The following is a 15,820-nucleotide window of genomic DNA, read 5'->3' as shown; positions in this document are numbered from 1 at the left end:
CGGGAAACTGAAAAGAAGGCGGTATATTTGACGTACGGCAGTGAACCAGCCTTTTCGAAGACTGGTTATGCTAATTACATTCGCCAAGAGTGCGGGATGGGGGACCCCTGCGTTGCGGCAGGCGGCCCCGTGCTTTCGCCTTACGGTGGAGTTCGGGAAATAGCCGAATTTCTGCGTTATTTTACCTCAAATTTAGATTCCGGTTTCCATGTCCGAACAAGAACAACCCGCCGCGCCCCACGCCTACACCGAAGACAGTATCCGCTCCCTCGACTGGCGGGAGCACATCCGCCTGCGGCCGGGCATGTACATCGGCAAGCTCGGCGATGGCTCGGCCTACGACGACGGCATCTACGTGCTGGTCAAGGAAGTTATCGACAACTCCATTGATGAGCACGTGATGGGCTACGGCCGCACCATCGACATCAAGATTTCCGACTCCCGGGTGCAGGTGCGCGACTACGGCCGCGGCATCCCGCTGGGCAAGGTCGTGGACGTGGTCAGCAAGATCAACACCGGCGGCAAGTACGACTCCAAGGTGTTCCAGAAGTCGGTGGGCCTCAACGGCGTGGGTACCAAGGCCGTCAATGCCCTGAGCAACTACTTCCTGGTGCAGAGCGTGCGCGAAGGCCAGATGAAGGCCGCCGAGTTCACCCAGGGCAAGCTCGTGCAGGACCCCAAGCCCCAGAAAACCTCCCAGCGCAACGGCACGCTGATGGTGTTCCAGCCCGACGAGACGATTTTCAAGAACTACCGCTTCATTCCGGAGTACCTCGAAAACCAGATCTGGAACTACGTCTACCTCAACGCGGGGCTGACCATCAACTTCAACGGGCAGAAGTACTACTCCGAAAACGGCCTGCTCGACCTGCTCGCCCGCAAGGCCGACGCCGAAACGGTGCGCTACCCCATCATCCACCTCAAGGGCCCCGACATCGAGGTGGCCATGACCCACGGCAACGACTACGGGGAGGAATACTACTCGTTCGTCAACGGGCAGTACACCACTCAGGGCGGCACCCACCTGGCGGCCTTCCGCGAGGCGGTGGTGAAAACCGTGCGCGAGTTCTTTGCCAAAACCAACAAGAGCAAGGAGTACGACGCGGCCGACATTCGCGCCTCCATCATTGCCGCCATTTCGGTGCGGGTGCAGGAGCCGGTATTCGAAAGCCAGACCAAAACCAAGCTCGGTTCCATCAATATGGGCGAGGACGGCCCCACGGTGCGTGGTTTCATCCTGGACTTCCTCAAGGAGCACCTCGACAACTACCTGCACAAAAACCCCGTGGTGGCCGAGCAGCTCAAAAAGCGCATTGAGCAGAGCGAGCGGGAGCGCAAGGACATGGCCGGGGTGAAGAAGCTGGCCAACCAGCGCGCCAAAAAAGCCAACCTGCACAACCGCAAGCTCCGGGACTGCCGCTTTCACCTCGGTGAGGGCAAGCAGGAAGCCGAGGCCCTGACCACGCTCTTCATCACCGAGGGCGACTCCGCTTCGGGCTCCATCACCAAGAGCCGCAACGTGGAGACGGAAGCCGTATTCAGCCTGCGCGGCAAGCCCCTGAACTGCTTCGGGCTGAAAAAGAAAATCGTCTACGAAAACGAGGAGCTCAACCTGCTCCAGCACGCCCTGAACATCGAGGAAGGCATTGAAGGGCTGCGTTACAACCGCGTCGTCATTGCCACCGACGCCGACGTGGACGGCATGCACATCCGCCTGCTGCTGCTGACCTTCTTTCTGCAGTTCTTCCCCGATTTGGTTCGCAACGGGCACGTGTTTATCCTCGAAACCCCGCTGTTTCGGGTGCGCAACAAGAAAACGACCATCTACTGCTACAATGAGCAGGAAAAGCAAGCTGCCATGCGCCAGCTCGGCCGCAACCCTGAAGTCACCCGCTTCAAGGGCCTGGGCGAAATCAGCCCCGACGAGTTCGGCAAGTTCATCGGCGACAACATCAAGCTCGAACCGGTGATTCTGCAGTCGGACCGCTCCATCCAGCAGGTGCTGACCTACTACATGGGCAAGAACACCCCCGCCCGCCAGGAGTTTATCATCGACAACCTGCGGCAGGAAAAGGATTTGGTGACGTCCGACGTGCTGCCCGTGAGTGAGGTACCCGAGGAAGACATGGCCTTCGCCTAGCCTTCACGCAGGCGAGTAACTAACCGCACCGCCCCATTTGGCTGCAGCTGGGTGGGGCGGCCTGGCTACTGCGGCACCGCCCGCAGTGTTGGTCTGCTCAAGTAGGCGGGCTCTGCGGCGGAGCGAAAAGCTCAACTGTAGTCAAACCGCCGGGCGGCTAAATCCGTTGTATTTTGACCATATGAAACACGTAGTATACCTGAGCCGCGCCGTACGCCCGCTCACCGACCAAGACCTGCAGCACTTGCTCGACCAAAGCCGCCACGACAATGCCCGCAACGGCATCACCGGCGTATTGTTCTATAGCCACGGCAACATTGCCCAGCTTTTCGAGGGCGAAGACGCCATTGCTGATACCTTATTCGCGCGCATTGCTCAGGATGGGCGCCATTCCCACGTGCGCAAGCTCATCGACAAGCCCATCACAACCCGCAGCTTCTCCGACTGGTCGATGGCCTTTCACCCGCTGGCAACCGAGGGCTTCGAGGCGCTGCAGGGCTTTTTGCTGCCCCACCACATTCCGCCGGCTCCTTCCTCCTTGCCCATTGCCGATGCCCTGCTGGTGGAGCTGGTGCGGTTGGCCGTCTTCGGCCCCGATCCGGCTCAGCCCTATCAGCACACGTTGCCCTCGGCTCCCTAATCCCGCCGTATCCTATTAGCTTATCGTGGGCCGTTAGTGCCGCCGCTTGGTTTGTTTCCCCACCTGCACTAGCCCGCGCGCTGGTGTGGCCCGTTGCTATCTATCCTTGATACCTCCTTCTCCATTTGAGCAGATGCTGCGCCAGCTTCAGGCTGGGGTAGCCACCCTGGTAGGCCCCGACCTGCGCTACGGCTTTATCAATGAGCAGATGCGCGAGTTGGTGGGCCCGGCTGAGCCCGGGCAGTTGGTCAACGAAGCCCCCGGCCGGCTGCCCCCGGTGCTGCTGGAAATGCTGCCCCGCATCCACGCCACCGGTACGGCCCACACGGCCAAGGCCTGCCCCTGCGGCCCGGAGCACTGTTACGACCTCTCGGTGCAGCCCTACCACGACGAGCAGGGGCGGGTGGCGGGCCTGCTGCTGATGGCCGTGGACGTGCGGGAGCAGGAGCAGGCTCGGCAGCGGGCCCACGAGCTGGCCCTCACCACCCGCCACCTCGACGCCCGTCTGCGCGTGCTCACTGAAACGGCCCCGCTGATGACCTTCACCACCGATGCGGCCGGCCAGGTCACTTACGTCAGCCCGCAGTGGTACCGCTTCACGGGCCAGCCGCCCACCGCCGACCTGACCGCCATCTGGCCCCTGCTGGTGCACCCCGATGACCGGCTGCGGGTGCTCTTCGAGGCCGAAGCCGCCCGCCGCACCGGCACGGGCTGGAGCTTCGAATACCGTTTGCGCCGCTACGATGGGGTGTACCGCTGGCTGCTCAGCCGCGCCCTGCCCGAGGTGCACCCGCCCGATGCGCCCGTGTTCTGGCACGGCGCCCTAACGGAGGTGCACCTGGAACGCGAGCTGAGCGAGGCCCGCCGCCGCGGCGAGGCCGAGCTGCGCTTCCTGGCCGACAGCATTCCCGAACTGGTCTGGACGGCCTCGGCCGAAGGACTGGTCGAGTACTACAACCAGTTTACCATCGACTACACCGGCCTGACCAAGGAAGAGCTGGGTCCCACCGGGTGGGTAGGGTTGCTGTACCAGCACGAGCAGGCCGCCGCCGCCCGCCGCTGGGTGCAGAGTGTGGCCAGCGGCGAGGACTTTGAGGGCGAGTACCGCCTCCGCCGCCACGATGGAGTTTACCGCTGGCACACCATCCGGGCCCGGCAGCTCAGCGACGGCAGCGGCCCGCGCTGGTTTGGCACCTGCTCCGACGTGGAGGAGCAGTACCGCCTGCGTCAGGTGCTGCAAACCCAGTACGACGAGCTTTCCCGGGCCCACCACAACCTCGACACGTTCGTGTACGCGGCCTCCCACGACTTGCGCCAGCCCACCAATAACCTGCGCGGGCTGTTCGAGGAGCTGCGCCGCTCGGTCACCTTCGCCGACCCCGAACAAACCCAGATGCTGGAGATGGTGGACACGGCTCTCACTGAGCTCGACAGCACCCTCATCGACCTGGCCACCACCGTGCGCACCCAGCGCCAGCAGCAGGAGCCCGTTGAAGTCCTGGATATGACCCTGATGCTGGAAGAAATTCTGCTGGGCCTGCGACCCGAAATCATGCAGCGCGGGGCCCGCATCGATGTGCAAGTAGGGGAGGCTCCCGGCTTGCGTTACAGCCGCGCCAACCTGCGCTCCGTGGTGCATAACTTGGTCAGCAACTCCCTTAAGTTTAGTCACCCCAGCCGTCCCCCGCACATCGTCCTGCGCAGCTACCTCACCCCTGAAGGGGAGCCCGTGCTGGAAGTGCGCGACAACGGCCTGGGCATGCACCTCGATGATCCGGCCCACCCCACGTTCCAGCTCTTCGCCCGTCAGCACACCCACGTCGACGGCACGGGGGTGGGGCTGTACTTGGTGCAGCGCATCGTGAGCAGCCAGGGCGGCCATCTGGCCGTGACCAGCGTCATCGGCGAGGGCACCACCTTTACCATTCACTGGACTACTACCGACAGTCCCGCCTAGCCCGGGCGCGGGAATTATCGTGCGGCGCGTGTCGTGGCTTTTCGGCTGCGCCAGTAGACGCTTCAGGTTTAGGCGGTAAAGCCGCTGTGCTCAGCCGGCGGGAAAGCAGTTTTACGCAATTGTTCACCGCGGTGCAGGGCTGAATTAGAAAAATATTCCTGGGTTGCGCGTGCATGGCGCAGAATAAATTACTGCGTCAATTTCAGGGTGTATCTTATTTGCAGGATAATAGGATAGGCAGTAGGGTTGGAGAAATTCCTCTGGATGAAGAAATAACGCGGCAGAAAATAGGCTAATAAAAAGCGGAAAATATCCTGAAATCAAGTGGCGTTGCCCGTGATAATTTCTACCTTGCCGGCTCAAATTAACAGCCTGGTATGAGCGAATTGGTACACACGATTTCGGAGTTGGAATTCACCCGCGCGGCGGCCATCTGGGCCGAACAAGCCAGCAGTGAAAAAATAATTGACTTCTTTAAAAAAGGATCCTCCCTGCAGGTGGGCGTACTGCTGAATTACGACAGTGCTAATCTGCTGTTTTCCACCATGGGCATCAGCACGATTAAAATTCGTTTCGGGGGCCAGCAGGACGAGCAGGGTACCTACCGCTTCGCCCTAATCCTGTTCGGGGAGGATGCCTACGGCCAGCGGGTTACGCCGTATTACAATCCCCAGCAGGGCAACTACAAGGACGTGAGCCTGATTCAGGGAGAGCCGGGTAACCTGCCCACCGAGCTGGCCAAGCAGTGGATGCAGCATTGGGAGGGCAAAGGCGCCAAGGACGACCTGAACGCGGGCATGTTCGGCACCATCTACGGCTTTTTGCAGGGCTATAATTACCCCGTCAAGGAGTTTATGAGCGCCATGCAGGGCTTCGAAGCAGCCCCCGATATCCTCATTTCCTTCGGCCTGCACCGCTACCTGGGCGTGCCGAAAGAGGCTTCTTCCGCCGCCGAGGAAGTTGTTTACACCTTCGGCCTGCTCTTCAACGCCGTGCAGGCTGCGGGGCCCGTGGCCGGTCTGGCGGCTCCCGTGGAGGAAAGCGGTTACTTCGATCTGACCGCGCCCTGCCCGCGCACCTGCTAACCCCGCACCCGCCCGGGCCATGGCCTACACCAGTGAGCAGCTCGTTATTCTGGCGGCCATAGCCCCGGTCGGGGCGGCCAGCGCGGTGGCGGGCTACCGGTTTCGGCACCTGCCCGTGGCGGGGCGCCTGTTGGCCGCGCTGGTCTGGTGCGCCCTGGCCACCGAAATTGTGTCGAGAATATTTTGGGTCTACAAAATTAATAACCTGTTTTTGTGGCCAATCTACATGACGCTCGAACTCGGGCTGCTGGTTCGCTTGTACACGCTGGAAGCAAATAAAACAATTCGCCGCGCCGCCGCTGGTGGGATTGTTTTATTTGCTGCCGGCGCCGTGTTGGAGCTGCTCTGGCGGGCTCACCAGCCCCTGGCCATCGACAACGTAGCCCGGGTACTGGAAAGCGTGGTGATTATTCTGCTGGCGCTAACCTATTGCTATAGGCAGTTTCGGGAGCCAGCCACGGCTTCGCTGCTGCGCCTGCCCTTGTTTTGGGCCTCCGTTGGGCTGCTGGTGTTCTTTTCGGCTACTTTCTTTATTTACCTGTTTATTAATTTTGCGCTGAATTATTCCCAGGGCCTGAATTATCAGATCTGGATTATTCACGCCGGGGTAAATTCCCTGCTTTACGCCGCCTACGCCTACGCTCTATGGATAAGCCCAGCGAAGTAGAGTTTGCCCGCCTGCTGTTCGGCGGCATCGCCATGATGCTGCTGCTGGCCGTCGTGATTGTGCTGATCATGATTACGGCCCAGCGCAAGGCCTACCAGCAGCAGATGCGGCTGCAGCAGGTGCTGTTGGCCCACCAAAAGGAAATGACCAAGTCCGTCATCGGCTCCCAGGAAAGTGAGCGGGAGCGGATTACGCGCGACCTGCACGATGAAATTGGGGCGTCGCTGTCGGTGGTCAAGCTCTTTATCAACCAGATCAAGTACGACACCGCCGAAGCCGACGTGGCCAAGCTGGCTGAGCAGGCCAGCGACGTCGTGGCCGAAACGGTGAAAAGCATCCGCGACATTGTGCAGAACCTCTCGCCGGCCAACATCAACCGCCTCGGCCTGCTCAAGGCCGTGCAGATTCTGCTGGCCCGGCTCGAAGCCACCGGCATTCGGGTGCAGGCCGCCCTCGACCCGGTAGAAGAACTGGGCGAAGCCCGGCAGCTGGCCCTGTACCGCATTGTGCAGGAAATTCTGGGCAACATCGTCAAGCACGCCGGGGCCACGGCGGTGGAAGTAAACCTGGAGCGCCATGCCGCGACGCTGCTGTTGAGCGTCCGCGACAATGGCCGCGGCTTCGACCTGACTGCCGACGGGCCGACCGAGGGCTCGGGCATGGGGCTGGGCGGCATGAAAGCCCGCGCTGGCCTGCTCAACGGCCAGCTCACCGTGGAGTCGGCCTCGGGGCTGGGCACCCACGTTACCCTGCATCTTCCCCTGTAAATTCCGCCCGCCATGAGTGTCATCAAGCTCGCCATCGTCGACGACCACAAGCTGTTTCGGCAGGGGCTGCGGCATATTCTGAGCCGCAGCGGGCAGTATGAGGTCAGCATTGAGGCCGCCTCGGGCCAGGAGTTTCTCACCGCCCTGGAAGCCGGGCAGCCCGACGTGGTGCTGCTCGACCTGCACCTGCCCGACCTGGACGGCCGCGCCGTCAGCCGGGCCGTGCTCGACCGGTATCCGGCCGTCCGGATTATCATCCTGTCGATGAACTACTCCGACGAGTTTATCCTGGAGATGATGCGCTTGGGTGTGCACGGCTATTTGCCCAAAGACATCGACCAGAAAATCCTGGTTGAAGCCATTACCCAGGTTCAGACCCAGGGCTACTACCTGGACGCCACCACAGCCCAGGTGATGCGGGCGGGCTTGCAGGCTCCGGCTCCCAAGGCGCCGGCCCGCCGCAAGGTGAGCAGCGTGGCTTTGCTCGTGCCCCTGACCGAGCGGGAGCGGGAGGTGCTGACCCTGATCTGCAAAGGCCTGAGCTCCCAGCAGATTGCCGACCAGCTTTTCATCAGCTTCCGGACGGTGGAAGGCCACCGCAAAAACCTGCTCGACAAGACCGGCATGAGCAACGCGGTGAGTCTGGCGCTGTTTGCCGTACGCCACCAACTGGTGGAAAGCGTGGATTAACCAAGCCCAGCCGCAGTCGAGTGGTTGAAGGGGCGCAGGTTTTCGGTGGGTGGCCGGCCCGCCGGCCCGGGGCGGGCAAGGCCATAATCGTATCTTTCGCCGCCCAACGCCAGTCGTATGCTCCCGACCTTTCCACCCGCCGCCCTGGCGCAGACGCTGTTCAACGTCTCGCTCACCGGCATCATCCTGTTCCGGCCAGTGTACGAGTCCCGCGGGGAGACCCGGGAAATTATCGACCTGGCTTACGTGCAGCTCAACCCCGCTGCCCAGCGGATGCTGCAGCTGCCCGAGCAGCCGACCGACTCGTTTCTCACGCTGTATCCCCACGCCGCCAACATGGGAGTATTCGCCTTTTACCGCGATACTTACTTGTCCGGCGCCCCGGGTCGCTACAACGTCAACTACCAGTACGACGGCCTCGACAACTACTTTCACCTGGCCGCCGAGCCCAGCGGGGACCTGCTGGTAGTCAGCTTCACGGATACGTCTGACCACGACCGCACGGCCGCCGAGCTGGCCCTGCGCGAAAGCCAGCGTCGGGAGCAGGCGGCCCGGGCCGCGGCTGAGCAGGAGCGCAACCTGTTGCAGGCCATCCTGACCCAGGCCCCCGTGGCCATGGCCTTGTTTGAGGGCGACGAGCAGGTGGTGGTGCTGGCCAATCCGCAGATCTGCGCCATGTGGGATTACGCCCCGGCTGAGATACTCGGACGCCCCCTGCTGCAAAGCGTGCCCGAACTGCGGGGCCAGGGCTTCACGGAGAAAATTGCCGACGTGGCGCATACGGGCGTGCCCTTCGTGGGAACGGAGGTGGCCGCCAACCTGCGTCAGGGCGGGCGGGTGCAAACCTGCTACTTCAACTTCGTCTACCAGCCCCTCTACGACCCGGCGGGCCGCCTGCTGGGCGTGCTCGACATTGCTATCGACGTAACGGCCCAGGTGCTCAGCCGGCAGCGGGTGCAGGAGCTCAACGGGGAGCTGCGCGCCGCCAACGACGAACTGGTGGCCAGCAATGCCGAACTCAGCCGCACCCAGCGTCAGCTCCAGCAGCTCAACCAGGAGCTCGAGGACCGCGTGCGGGAACGCACCCGGCAGCTGGAGCTGGCGCTAAACGAAGCCCAGCAGCACCGCGAGCAGCTGCGGGAGCAGCAGGGCCGGCTCCAGCAGATCCTGGGGCAGGTGCCGGCCTCCATTGCCACGCTGCACGGGCCCGACCACCACTACAGCTTTTTCAACGACAGCTACCTGGCCCTGACCGGGCACCGCGCCCGCCTGGGGCAGACCGTGGCTGAAGTGCTGCCCGAAGTGCGGGAGCAGGGCTTTGTCGACCTGCTCGACCAGGTGTACGCCACCGGTGAGCCCTTCGCGGGCACCGAACGGCTGTTGCAGCTTCACAACCCGCGCACCGGCCAGACGGAAGCCCGCTACGTGGACTTTATCTACCAGCCCCTGCCCGGTAACGCGGGCCAGAACCAGGGCATTCTGGCCTTTATCGTGGACGTAACCGAGAAGGTGCGCGCCCACCAGGCCCTGGAGGAGCTCCGGCTTCAGGTGCTGGCCGCGGCCGAGCAAAAAGTCCAGGAGCGGGAGGCCTTTTACCAGATTTTTGCCCACACTCCGGCGGCCATCTGCATTCAGCGCGGCCCCGAGCACCGCTACGAGTACCTGAATGCAGCCTACCAGGCGCTTTTTTCCGGCCGCCAGCTGCTGGGCCGGCCCGTGGCTGAGGCCCTGCCCGACGCGGTGCAGACCGGCCTCGCTGCCCGCCTCGACGAGGTGTACCGCACTGGCAACACGTATTTCGGCCACGAAGAGCGGCTGTGGCTGCTGCAGGCGGCCGGGCAAGCCCCGCAGGAGCGTTATTTCACGTTTACCTACCAGGCTTACCGCGAAAATGAGCAGGTGGTGGGCGTCTCCACCTTCGCCTTCGACGTGACCGAGCAGGTAGCCGCGCAGCGGGCCACCGAGGCCAGTGCCCGCCAGCTCAAGCTCATCACCGACGCCCTGCCGGTGCTCATCAGCTACCTCGACCAGAGCCAGACCTACCGCTTTGCCAACGAAGCTTACCAGCACTGGTTTCATCAGAGCCCGGCCGAGCTGCTGGGCCGAACCGCGCGCGAGGTGGTGGGCGAATCGGCTTACCAGAACGTGCAGCCCTACATCGAGCGGGCCTTGGCCGGGGAGCGAATCGACTTCGAGGCCCGCATGCCGTACCGGGAAAACTTCGTCAAGCACATCCGCACCAGCTACATTCCCGACGTCCGCGAGGGCCGGGTGCTGGGCTTTTACTCGATGGCGGCCGACGTGACGGAGCAGGTGGAAGCCCAGCGCGAGGCCGACCGCCAGCGCCAGCTGCTGCACACGCTGTTTATGCAGGCGCCGGCGCCCATCGTGATTCTCGACGGCCCCGAGCTGACCTACCAGCTCGTCAATCCGGCCTACCAGCAGATTTTCCCCGGCCGCGAGCTGCTGGGCAAACCCCTGCTCACGGCGCTGCCCGAGCTGGAGGGAACCCTGATTCCGACCCTGCTGCGGGAAGTCTACGAAACCGGCGAAACCCGCGTGGCGCAGGAGCTGCCGCTGCTCATGGCCCGCTACGAAGGGCAGGCGCTGGAGGAAATCCACTGGACCTTCACCATTCAACCCCGCTACGGGGCCCACGGGGCCGTGGATGGGGTGCTGACCTTCGCCCACGAGGTAACCGACCAGGTGCGGGCCCGGCGGGCGGTGGAAGAAAGTGAGCAGCACTTCCGGCGCCTGGCCGACAGCGTGCCGGCCATGCTCTGGGTAACCGACGCGCAGGGACAGTGTACCTACCTCAACGCCCAGTGGTACGCCTATACCGAGCAGCAGCAGGCCGAGGCCCTGGGCATCGGCTGGGTCGATGCCGTGCACCCGGACGATGCGCCGGCCGCCGCCCAGGCCTTTTTCGACGCCAACGCCCGGCAGACTCCCTTCTACAGCCTCTACCGCCTGCGCCGCCAGGACGGGGTCTACCGCTGGACTATCGACAGCGGCCTGCCGCTATTTACCGCCACGGGCGAGTTTGAGGGCTTCGTGGGGACCGTAATCGACGTGCACGAGCAGCGGCTGGCCGAGCAGGCCCTGCAGCGCCTGACCCGCAAGCTGCGCAATGCCCGCGACGCGGCCCAGACCCTGAACACCGAGCTGCAGGACACCAACCGCCAGCTCACCCGCACCAACGTAGACCTGGACAACTTCATCTACACCGCTTCCCACGATCTGAAGGCGCCCATCACCAATATCGAAGGGCTCTTGCACGTGCTGCGTGAGCAAATCGGCTCGGCCGCGGCGCCCGCGGCCGAGCCGGTGCTGGCCATGATGTACGAGGCGGTGAGCCGCTTTCAGCGCACCATTACCCAACTCAGCGACGTGACCAAGCTGCAGAAGGAACAGGGCCAGCCTACCACGGCCGTTGCCCTGGCCCCGGTGCTCAACGACGTGCGCCTGGACTTGCTGCCCCTGCTGCTCGAAACCGGAGCCCGGCTCGACGTCGACGTGGAAGCGTGCCCCACCGTGCTTTTTTCGGTGAAAAACCTGCGCTCCGTCCTCTACAACCTGCTCAGCAACGCCATCAAGTACCGCCACCCCGCCCGCGTGCCCCACGTGCAGGTGCGCTGCCGTGCGGAAACCGGCTACTCGGTGCTGAGCGTGCAGGACAATGGCCTGGGCCTGCTGCCCGAGCAGCTGACCGAACTCTTCGAGATGTTTCGCCGCCTGCACAGCCACGTCGAAGGCTCCGGCCTGGGACTCTACATGGTGAAGCGCAGCGTGGAAAATGCCGGAGGTAAGGTCGTTGTTAGCAGCGAGATAGGGGTAGGGTCCACGTTTTCCGTCTACTTTCTACGCTAGGTACCGTATGGGAGAGTTAGCCAATTCGCCGACGCTCCGCTCAGTCCGCCGTCCTGTTCCCGCTTCATGACTCCTTTGCCGTGCATCCTGCTGGTCGATGATGATCAGACGAACAACTTTCTCAACAAAACCCTGCTCACCCGCCTCGGCGTGGCCGAGCGGCAGCTCGTGGCCCTCGACGGCCAGCAGGCGCTGAGTCAGCTGCAGGAGCACTGCGTGCCGCCCACGGCGGATTGCCCGGCCCTGATTCTGCTCGACGTGAATATGCCCGGCATGAACGGGGTCCAGTTTCTGGAAGCCTACCAGCACCTGCCCCAGGCCCGGCAGCGCGCGGCCGTCATCGTGATGCTGACCACCTCGCTGCACCCGCGCGACGTGGAGCGGGTGCAGAAGCTCAACATCGTGGACGGGTTTCTGAACAAGCCCCTGACGGTGGAGAAAATCAACGGGGTGCTGCGCCAGCACTTCGACCGGACGCTCCCAGTGGAATAGAAGTGTCTTGAAGACCGTCTAATAGCTCAGCACTGCCGGGGCCAGCATCGGCCGTGCAGGTAACTTTCTACTCGACACTTAATGTTCGAACCGTCGTCATGCGGCTGCCGCAGTACTGTGCCCTGACGGCTGCCTTAAAGCAGGGTTTTGTTGACTTGGTTTGCTAATGAAAGTGGCAGGAATTGATTGGGTAAAGGGCTGGTTTAGTGAAATTGGTTGGGGTTTGGAGAGGGTCAATGTCAGAGGGAAGCTTGTCTTTGACTAATAAAATTGGGAACTTTATGCTCGCGCTTCGCCTTAGAAATATTGCGTTCTGCGCAGCTAACGGTACTTTTGATGAACACCCGCATTCCCTCTGCCGACCAACCCCCTGCACTTATGGTCAACTCTGACGCTCCCCAGGACGAAACGCCGACGCCCGACCTGTTTGCCGCCGGCGACACGCTCAGCTTCGACGACGCTGCCGCCACGCCCGGCCCGGCTACCGGCGAAGGGGAGGACCATCCCGAAGCCGACCCCGGCGAGCTGACCCTGGCCGAATCGTCGGATGACGTGGAGGCCCACACCGAAGCCGAGCCCGTGACGGAGGAGGAAACCGAGGAGGAGCCCAAGTTTGCCCCCGGCGAAACCATTCACGACGTGGCCACCGTGGCCGGCATGTACCAGAACTGGTTTCTGGACTACGCTTCCTACGTAATTCTGGAGCGCGCCGTACCCGCCATCGAGGACGGTCTTAAGCCCGTGCAGCGCCGCATCCTGCACGCCATGAAGGAAATGGACGACGGCCGCTTCAACAAGGTGGCCAACGTCATCGGGCAGACCATGCAGTACCACCCCCACGGCGACGCCTCGATTGGGGACGCCATGGTGAACCTGGGCCAGAAGGACCTGCTGATTGAAACCCAGGGCAACTGGGGCGACATCCGCACCGGCGACGGCGCGGCCGCCCCGCGCTATATTGAGGCCCGGCTCTCGAAGTTCGCCCTCGACGTGGTGTTCAACCCCGACATCACCGACTGGCAGATGAGCTACGACGGCCGCAAGCGCGAGCCGACCACGCTGCCCGTCAAGTTTCCGCTGCTGCTGGCCCAGGGGGTGGAAGGCATTGCCGTGGGCCTGAGCACCAAGATCATGCCCCACAACTTCCGCGAGTTGTGCAAGGCCAGCATCGACGTGCTGCGAGGCCGCGAGATTCAGCTGTTTCCGGACTTCCCGACCGGCGGCCTCTGCGACGTGACCAACTACAACGGCGGTTTGCGCGGGGCCAAAATCCGCCTGCGCGCCACCATCGAGAAGGCCGACAAGACCATGCTCGTCATTCGCGACATTCCCTACGGCACCACCACCACGGCGCTGATGGAAAGCATCGTGAAGGCCTCGGAAGCGAATAAAATCAAGATCAAGAAGGTCGTCGACAACACGGCCGCCGACGTGGAAATCCAGGTGCACCTGCCGACTGGGGTTTCTCCGGACCTGACCATGGACGCGCTCTACGCCTTCACGGACTGCGAAATCAGCATCTCGCCCAACACCTGCGTCATTATCGAGGAGAAGCCCCGGTTCGTGGGCGTGGAGGACATGCTGCGGCTGAGCACCCAGAAAACGGTGCGCCTGCTGGAGCGGGAGCTGGAAATCCGCCAGGATGAGCTCTGGGAAAAGTGGCACAACGCCTCACTGGAGAAGATTTTCATTGAAAACCGCATCTACCGCAAAATCGAGGAGTGCGAAACCTGGCAGGACATCCTCGACACCATCGACAGGGGCCTGAGCAAGTTTGTGCGCATCGAGGGGCAGAAGGCCAAGGCCGACGACCAGCGCATTGTGCTGCGCCGCCCCATCACCGAGGACGACCTCACGCGCCTGACCGAAATCCGCATCAAGCGCATCAGCAAGTATGACGGCTTCAAGGCCGACGAGTACATCCAGCGCCTGGAGGCCGAGCTGGCCGAGGTGGCCGACAACCTGGCTCACCTGACCCGCTACGCCATTGCCTACTTCGAAAATCTGCTCAAGAAGTACGGCGCGGGCCGGGAGCGCAAAACCCAGCTGCGCACCTTCGACGTGGTGACGGCCCAGAAAGTGGCCGTAGCCAACCAGAAGCTCTACGTCAACTACCAGGACGGCTTCGTGGGCTACGGCCTCAAAAAGGACGAAAGCGCCGTCACGGTCTGCGACTGCTCCGACCTCGACGACATCATCGCCATCCGCCGCGACGGCACGTTTACCGTGTTCAAGATTGCCGAGAAAACCTTCGTGGGCAAGGATATTCTGCACGTGGGCGTCTATAATAAGAACGACGACCGGCTGGTCTACAACATGGTGTACCAGGACGGCCCCTCGGGCGTGGCCTACGCCAAGCGCTTCCTGGTCACGGGCATCACCCGCGACAAGGTGTACGACCTGACCAAGGGCGGCAAAAACTCGAAAGTGCTGTACCTGACCGCCAACCCCAACTCCGAATCGGAGCTGGTGGGCGTGCAGCTCACCGACAAGGCCCCGGCCCGGGTCAAGCAGTTCGACTTCGATTTTGCCGAGCTGGCCATCAAGGGCAAGGGCTCCATGGGCAACATCGTGACCAAGCAGCCCATCAAGAAAATAACCCAGAAAAGCCTCGGCGACTCCACGCTGGGCGGGCGGGAGGTCTTCTTCGACGCCGTGGTGGGCCGCCTCAACACCGCCGGCCACGGCCGCTACCTGGGCACCTTCGACACCGACAACACCGTGCTGGTCGTCTACAAGGATGGCTCCTACGAGCTCAAGGCCCCGGACCCGTCCCTGCACTTCGACGTGCCCAACATCGTGCTGCTACGCAAGCTCGAGCCCGATACGGTGCTCAGCGCCGTGTACGTGGAGGGCGACACGAAAGTGCACTACGTGAAGCGCTTCAAAATCGAAACCAGCACCCTGGAAAAGCGCTTTATCTTCATTTCCGAAACCAAGGGCTCCAAGCTGCTGGCCGCCACGGCCTTCCCCGAGCCCCAGGTGGAAGTCAAGCTCCAGCGCGACAAAAAGGCCGACAAGGAAACCGAGAAAATTGGGCTCCACGAGTTTATCGACGTGAAGGGCTGGAAGGCCATGGGCAACAAGCTCAACTACTTCAAAATCCACTCCGTGGCCCTGCTTACCGACGAAGGTCCCGAGCCGGAGCGCCGGCAGGTAGCCAAAAAGAAGGGCCCGGCCACCATTCCCCGCCCCGTGGCGCCCGAAGCGCCGGCACCCTTGCCCGAGCTGACCGGCCCGGTGGAAGTGACCAGCGAGGACGTGGAGCGGGCCCAGGCCGTGCTGCGCCGCCCCAAAGCCCAGCTGGGGTTGTTCTAGGCAAACTCTGAGTGAAATAGAAAAGCCCTGGTGGAGTCGCCAGGGCTTTTTTTGTGTTATTGCAGCCAAAGCGCCGGTTTCGGGTTCCGAAGGCCGGTGGGCTCCGCTGTTTTCTGCTGATGGTTTTGGTTTCGTTGCGCTTCGTCTGGAAAATCCTGGTGCCCTGCGCCCTGCTCGGGTTGCTGCCCGCCCCG

10 protein-coding genes are annotated in these 15,820 nt (G+C 62.7%); all 10 read left to right on the top strand.

The genetic code is table 11. From position 1 onward, the window contains the following. The first annotated feature begins 208 nt into the window (after positions 1–208). The gene (locus EWM57_RS18220) at positions 209–2,140 is read left to right on the top strand and encodes a DNA topoisomerase IV subunit B (RefSeq protein WP_129922706.1); all 1,932 of its coding nucleotides are present in this window, start codon (positions 209–211) and stop codon (positions 2,138–2,140) included. A gap of 181 nt (positions 2,141–2,321) precedes the next feature. Further along, positions 2,322–2,780 (top strand): BLUF domain-containing protein, encoded by a 459-nt coding sequence (locus EWM57_RS18215; RefSeq protein WP_129922704.1) that lies wholly within the window; start codon positions 2,322–2,324, stop codon positions 2,778–2,780. A gap of 106 nt (positions 2,781–2,886) precedes the next feature. Then, complete coding sequence (locus EWM57_RS18210) at positions 2,887–4,737, top strand: PAS domain-containing sensor histidine kinase (RefSeq protein ID WP_129922702.1); 1,851 nt, start codon at positions 2,887–2,889, stop codon at positions 4,735–4,737. Positions 4,738–5,114: 377 nt separating this feature from the next. Beyond that, positions 5,115–5,822 (top strand): hypothetical protein, encoded by a 708-nt coding sequence (locus tag EWM57_RS18205; protein ID WP_129922700.1) that lies wholly within the window; start codon positions 5,115–5,117, stop codon positions 5,820–5,822. A gap of 19 nt (positions 5,823–5,841) precedes the next feature. After that, a complete protein-coding gene (locus EWM57_RS18200; protein WP_129922698.1) occupies positions 5,842–6,489 on the top strand; it encodes a hypothetical protein in 648 nt (215 codons plus the stop codon). Beyond that, complete coding sequence (locus tag EWM57_RS18195; protein ID WP_129922696.1) at positions 6,468–7,256, top strand: sensor histidine kinase; 789 nt, start codon at positions 6,468–6,470, stop codon at positions 7,254–7,256. The genes EWM57_RS18200 and EWM57_RS18195 overlap by 22 nt, the downstream gene beginning before the upstream one ends. A gap of 12 nt (positions 7,257–7,268) precedes the next feature. Beyond that, a complete protein-coding gene (locus EWM57_RS18190; protein WP_129922694.1) occupies positions 7,269–7,946 on the top strand; it encodes a response regulator in 678 nt (225 codons plus the stop codon). A gap of 117 nt (positions 7,947–8,063) precedes the next feature. Then, complete coding sequence (locus EWM57_RS18185) at positions 8,064–11,816, top strand: PAS domain-containing protein (protein ID WP_129922692.1); 3,753 nt, start codon at positions 8,064–8,066, stop codon at positions 11,814–11,816. 66 nt (positions 11,817–11,882) lie between these two features. Then, positions 11,883–12,308, top strand: coding sequence for a response regulator (locus tag EWM57_RS18180; protein WP_129922690.1), 426 nt, complete (start codon positions 11,883–11,885; stop codon positions 12,306–12,308). A 378-nt stretch (positions 12,309–12,686) separates the two neighbouring features. Further along, the gene (locus EWM57_RS18175) at positions 12,687–15,626 is read left to right on the top strand and encodes a DNA gyrase/topoisomerase IV subunit A (RefSeq protein WP_242510135.1); all 2,940 of its coding nucleotides are present in this window, start codon (positions 12,687–12,689) and stop codon (positions 15,624–15,626) included. The last annotated feature ends 194 nt before the right edge of the window (positions 15,627–15,820 follow it).

The organism is Hymenobacter persicinus (assembly GCF_004167665.1).
In the GTDB taxonomy this organism is placed as follows: domain Bacteria; phylum Bacteroidota; class Bacteroidia; order Cytophagales; family Hymenobacteraceae; genus Hymenobacter; species Hymenobacter persicinus.
Note: the sequence above shows the minus strand (reverse complement) of the source record. Positions and strands in the feature narration are given on the sequence as shown.

What these genes read in the sequence shown, in the direction of transcription:
- EWM57_RS18180 (WP_129922690.1), top strand. Translation starts at nt 11,883, where the DNA reads ATGACTCCTTTGCCGTGCATCCTGCTGGTCGATGATGATCAGACGAAC.
- EWM57_RS18220 (WP_129922706.1), top strand. Translation starts at nt 209, where the DNA reads ATGTCCGAACAAGAACAACCCGCCGCGCCCCACGCCTACACCGAAGAC.
- EWM57_RS18200 (WP_129922698.1), top strand. Translation starts at nt 5,842, where the DNA reads ATGGCCTACACCAGTGAGCAGCTCGTTATTCTGGCGGCCATAGCCCCG.
- EWM57_RS18190 (WP_129922694.1), top strand. Translation starts at nt 7,269, where the DNA reads ATGAGTGTCATCAAGCTCGCCATCGTCGACGACCACAAGCTGTTTCGG.
- EWM57_RS18185 (WP_129922692.1), top strand. Translation starts at nt 8,064, where the DNA reads ATGCTCCCGACCTTTCCACCCGCCGCCCTGGCGCAGACGCTGTTCAAC.
- EWM57_RS18175 (WP_242510135.1), top strand. Translation starts at nt 12,687, where the DNA reads ATGGTCAACTCTGACGCTCCCCAGGACGAAACGCCGACGCCCGACCTG.
- EWM57_RS18195 (WP_129922696.1), top strand. Translation starts at nt 6,468, where the DNA reads ATGGATAAGCCCAGCGAAGTAGAGTTTGCCCGCCTGCTGTTCGGCGGC.
- EWM57_RS18215 (WP_129922704.1), top strand. Translation starts at nt 2,322, where the DNA reads ATGAAACACGTAGTATACCTGAGCCGCGCCGTACGCCCGCTCACCGAC.
- EWM57_RS18205 (WP_129922700.1), top strand. Translation starts at nt 5,115, where the DNA reads ATGAGCGAATTGGTACACACGATTTCGGAGTTGGAATTCACCCGCGCG.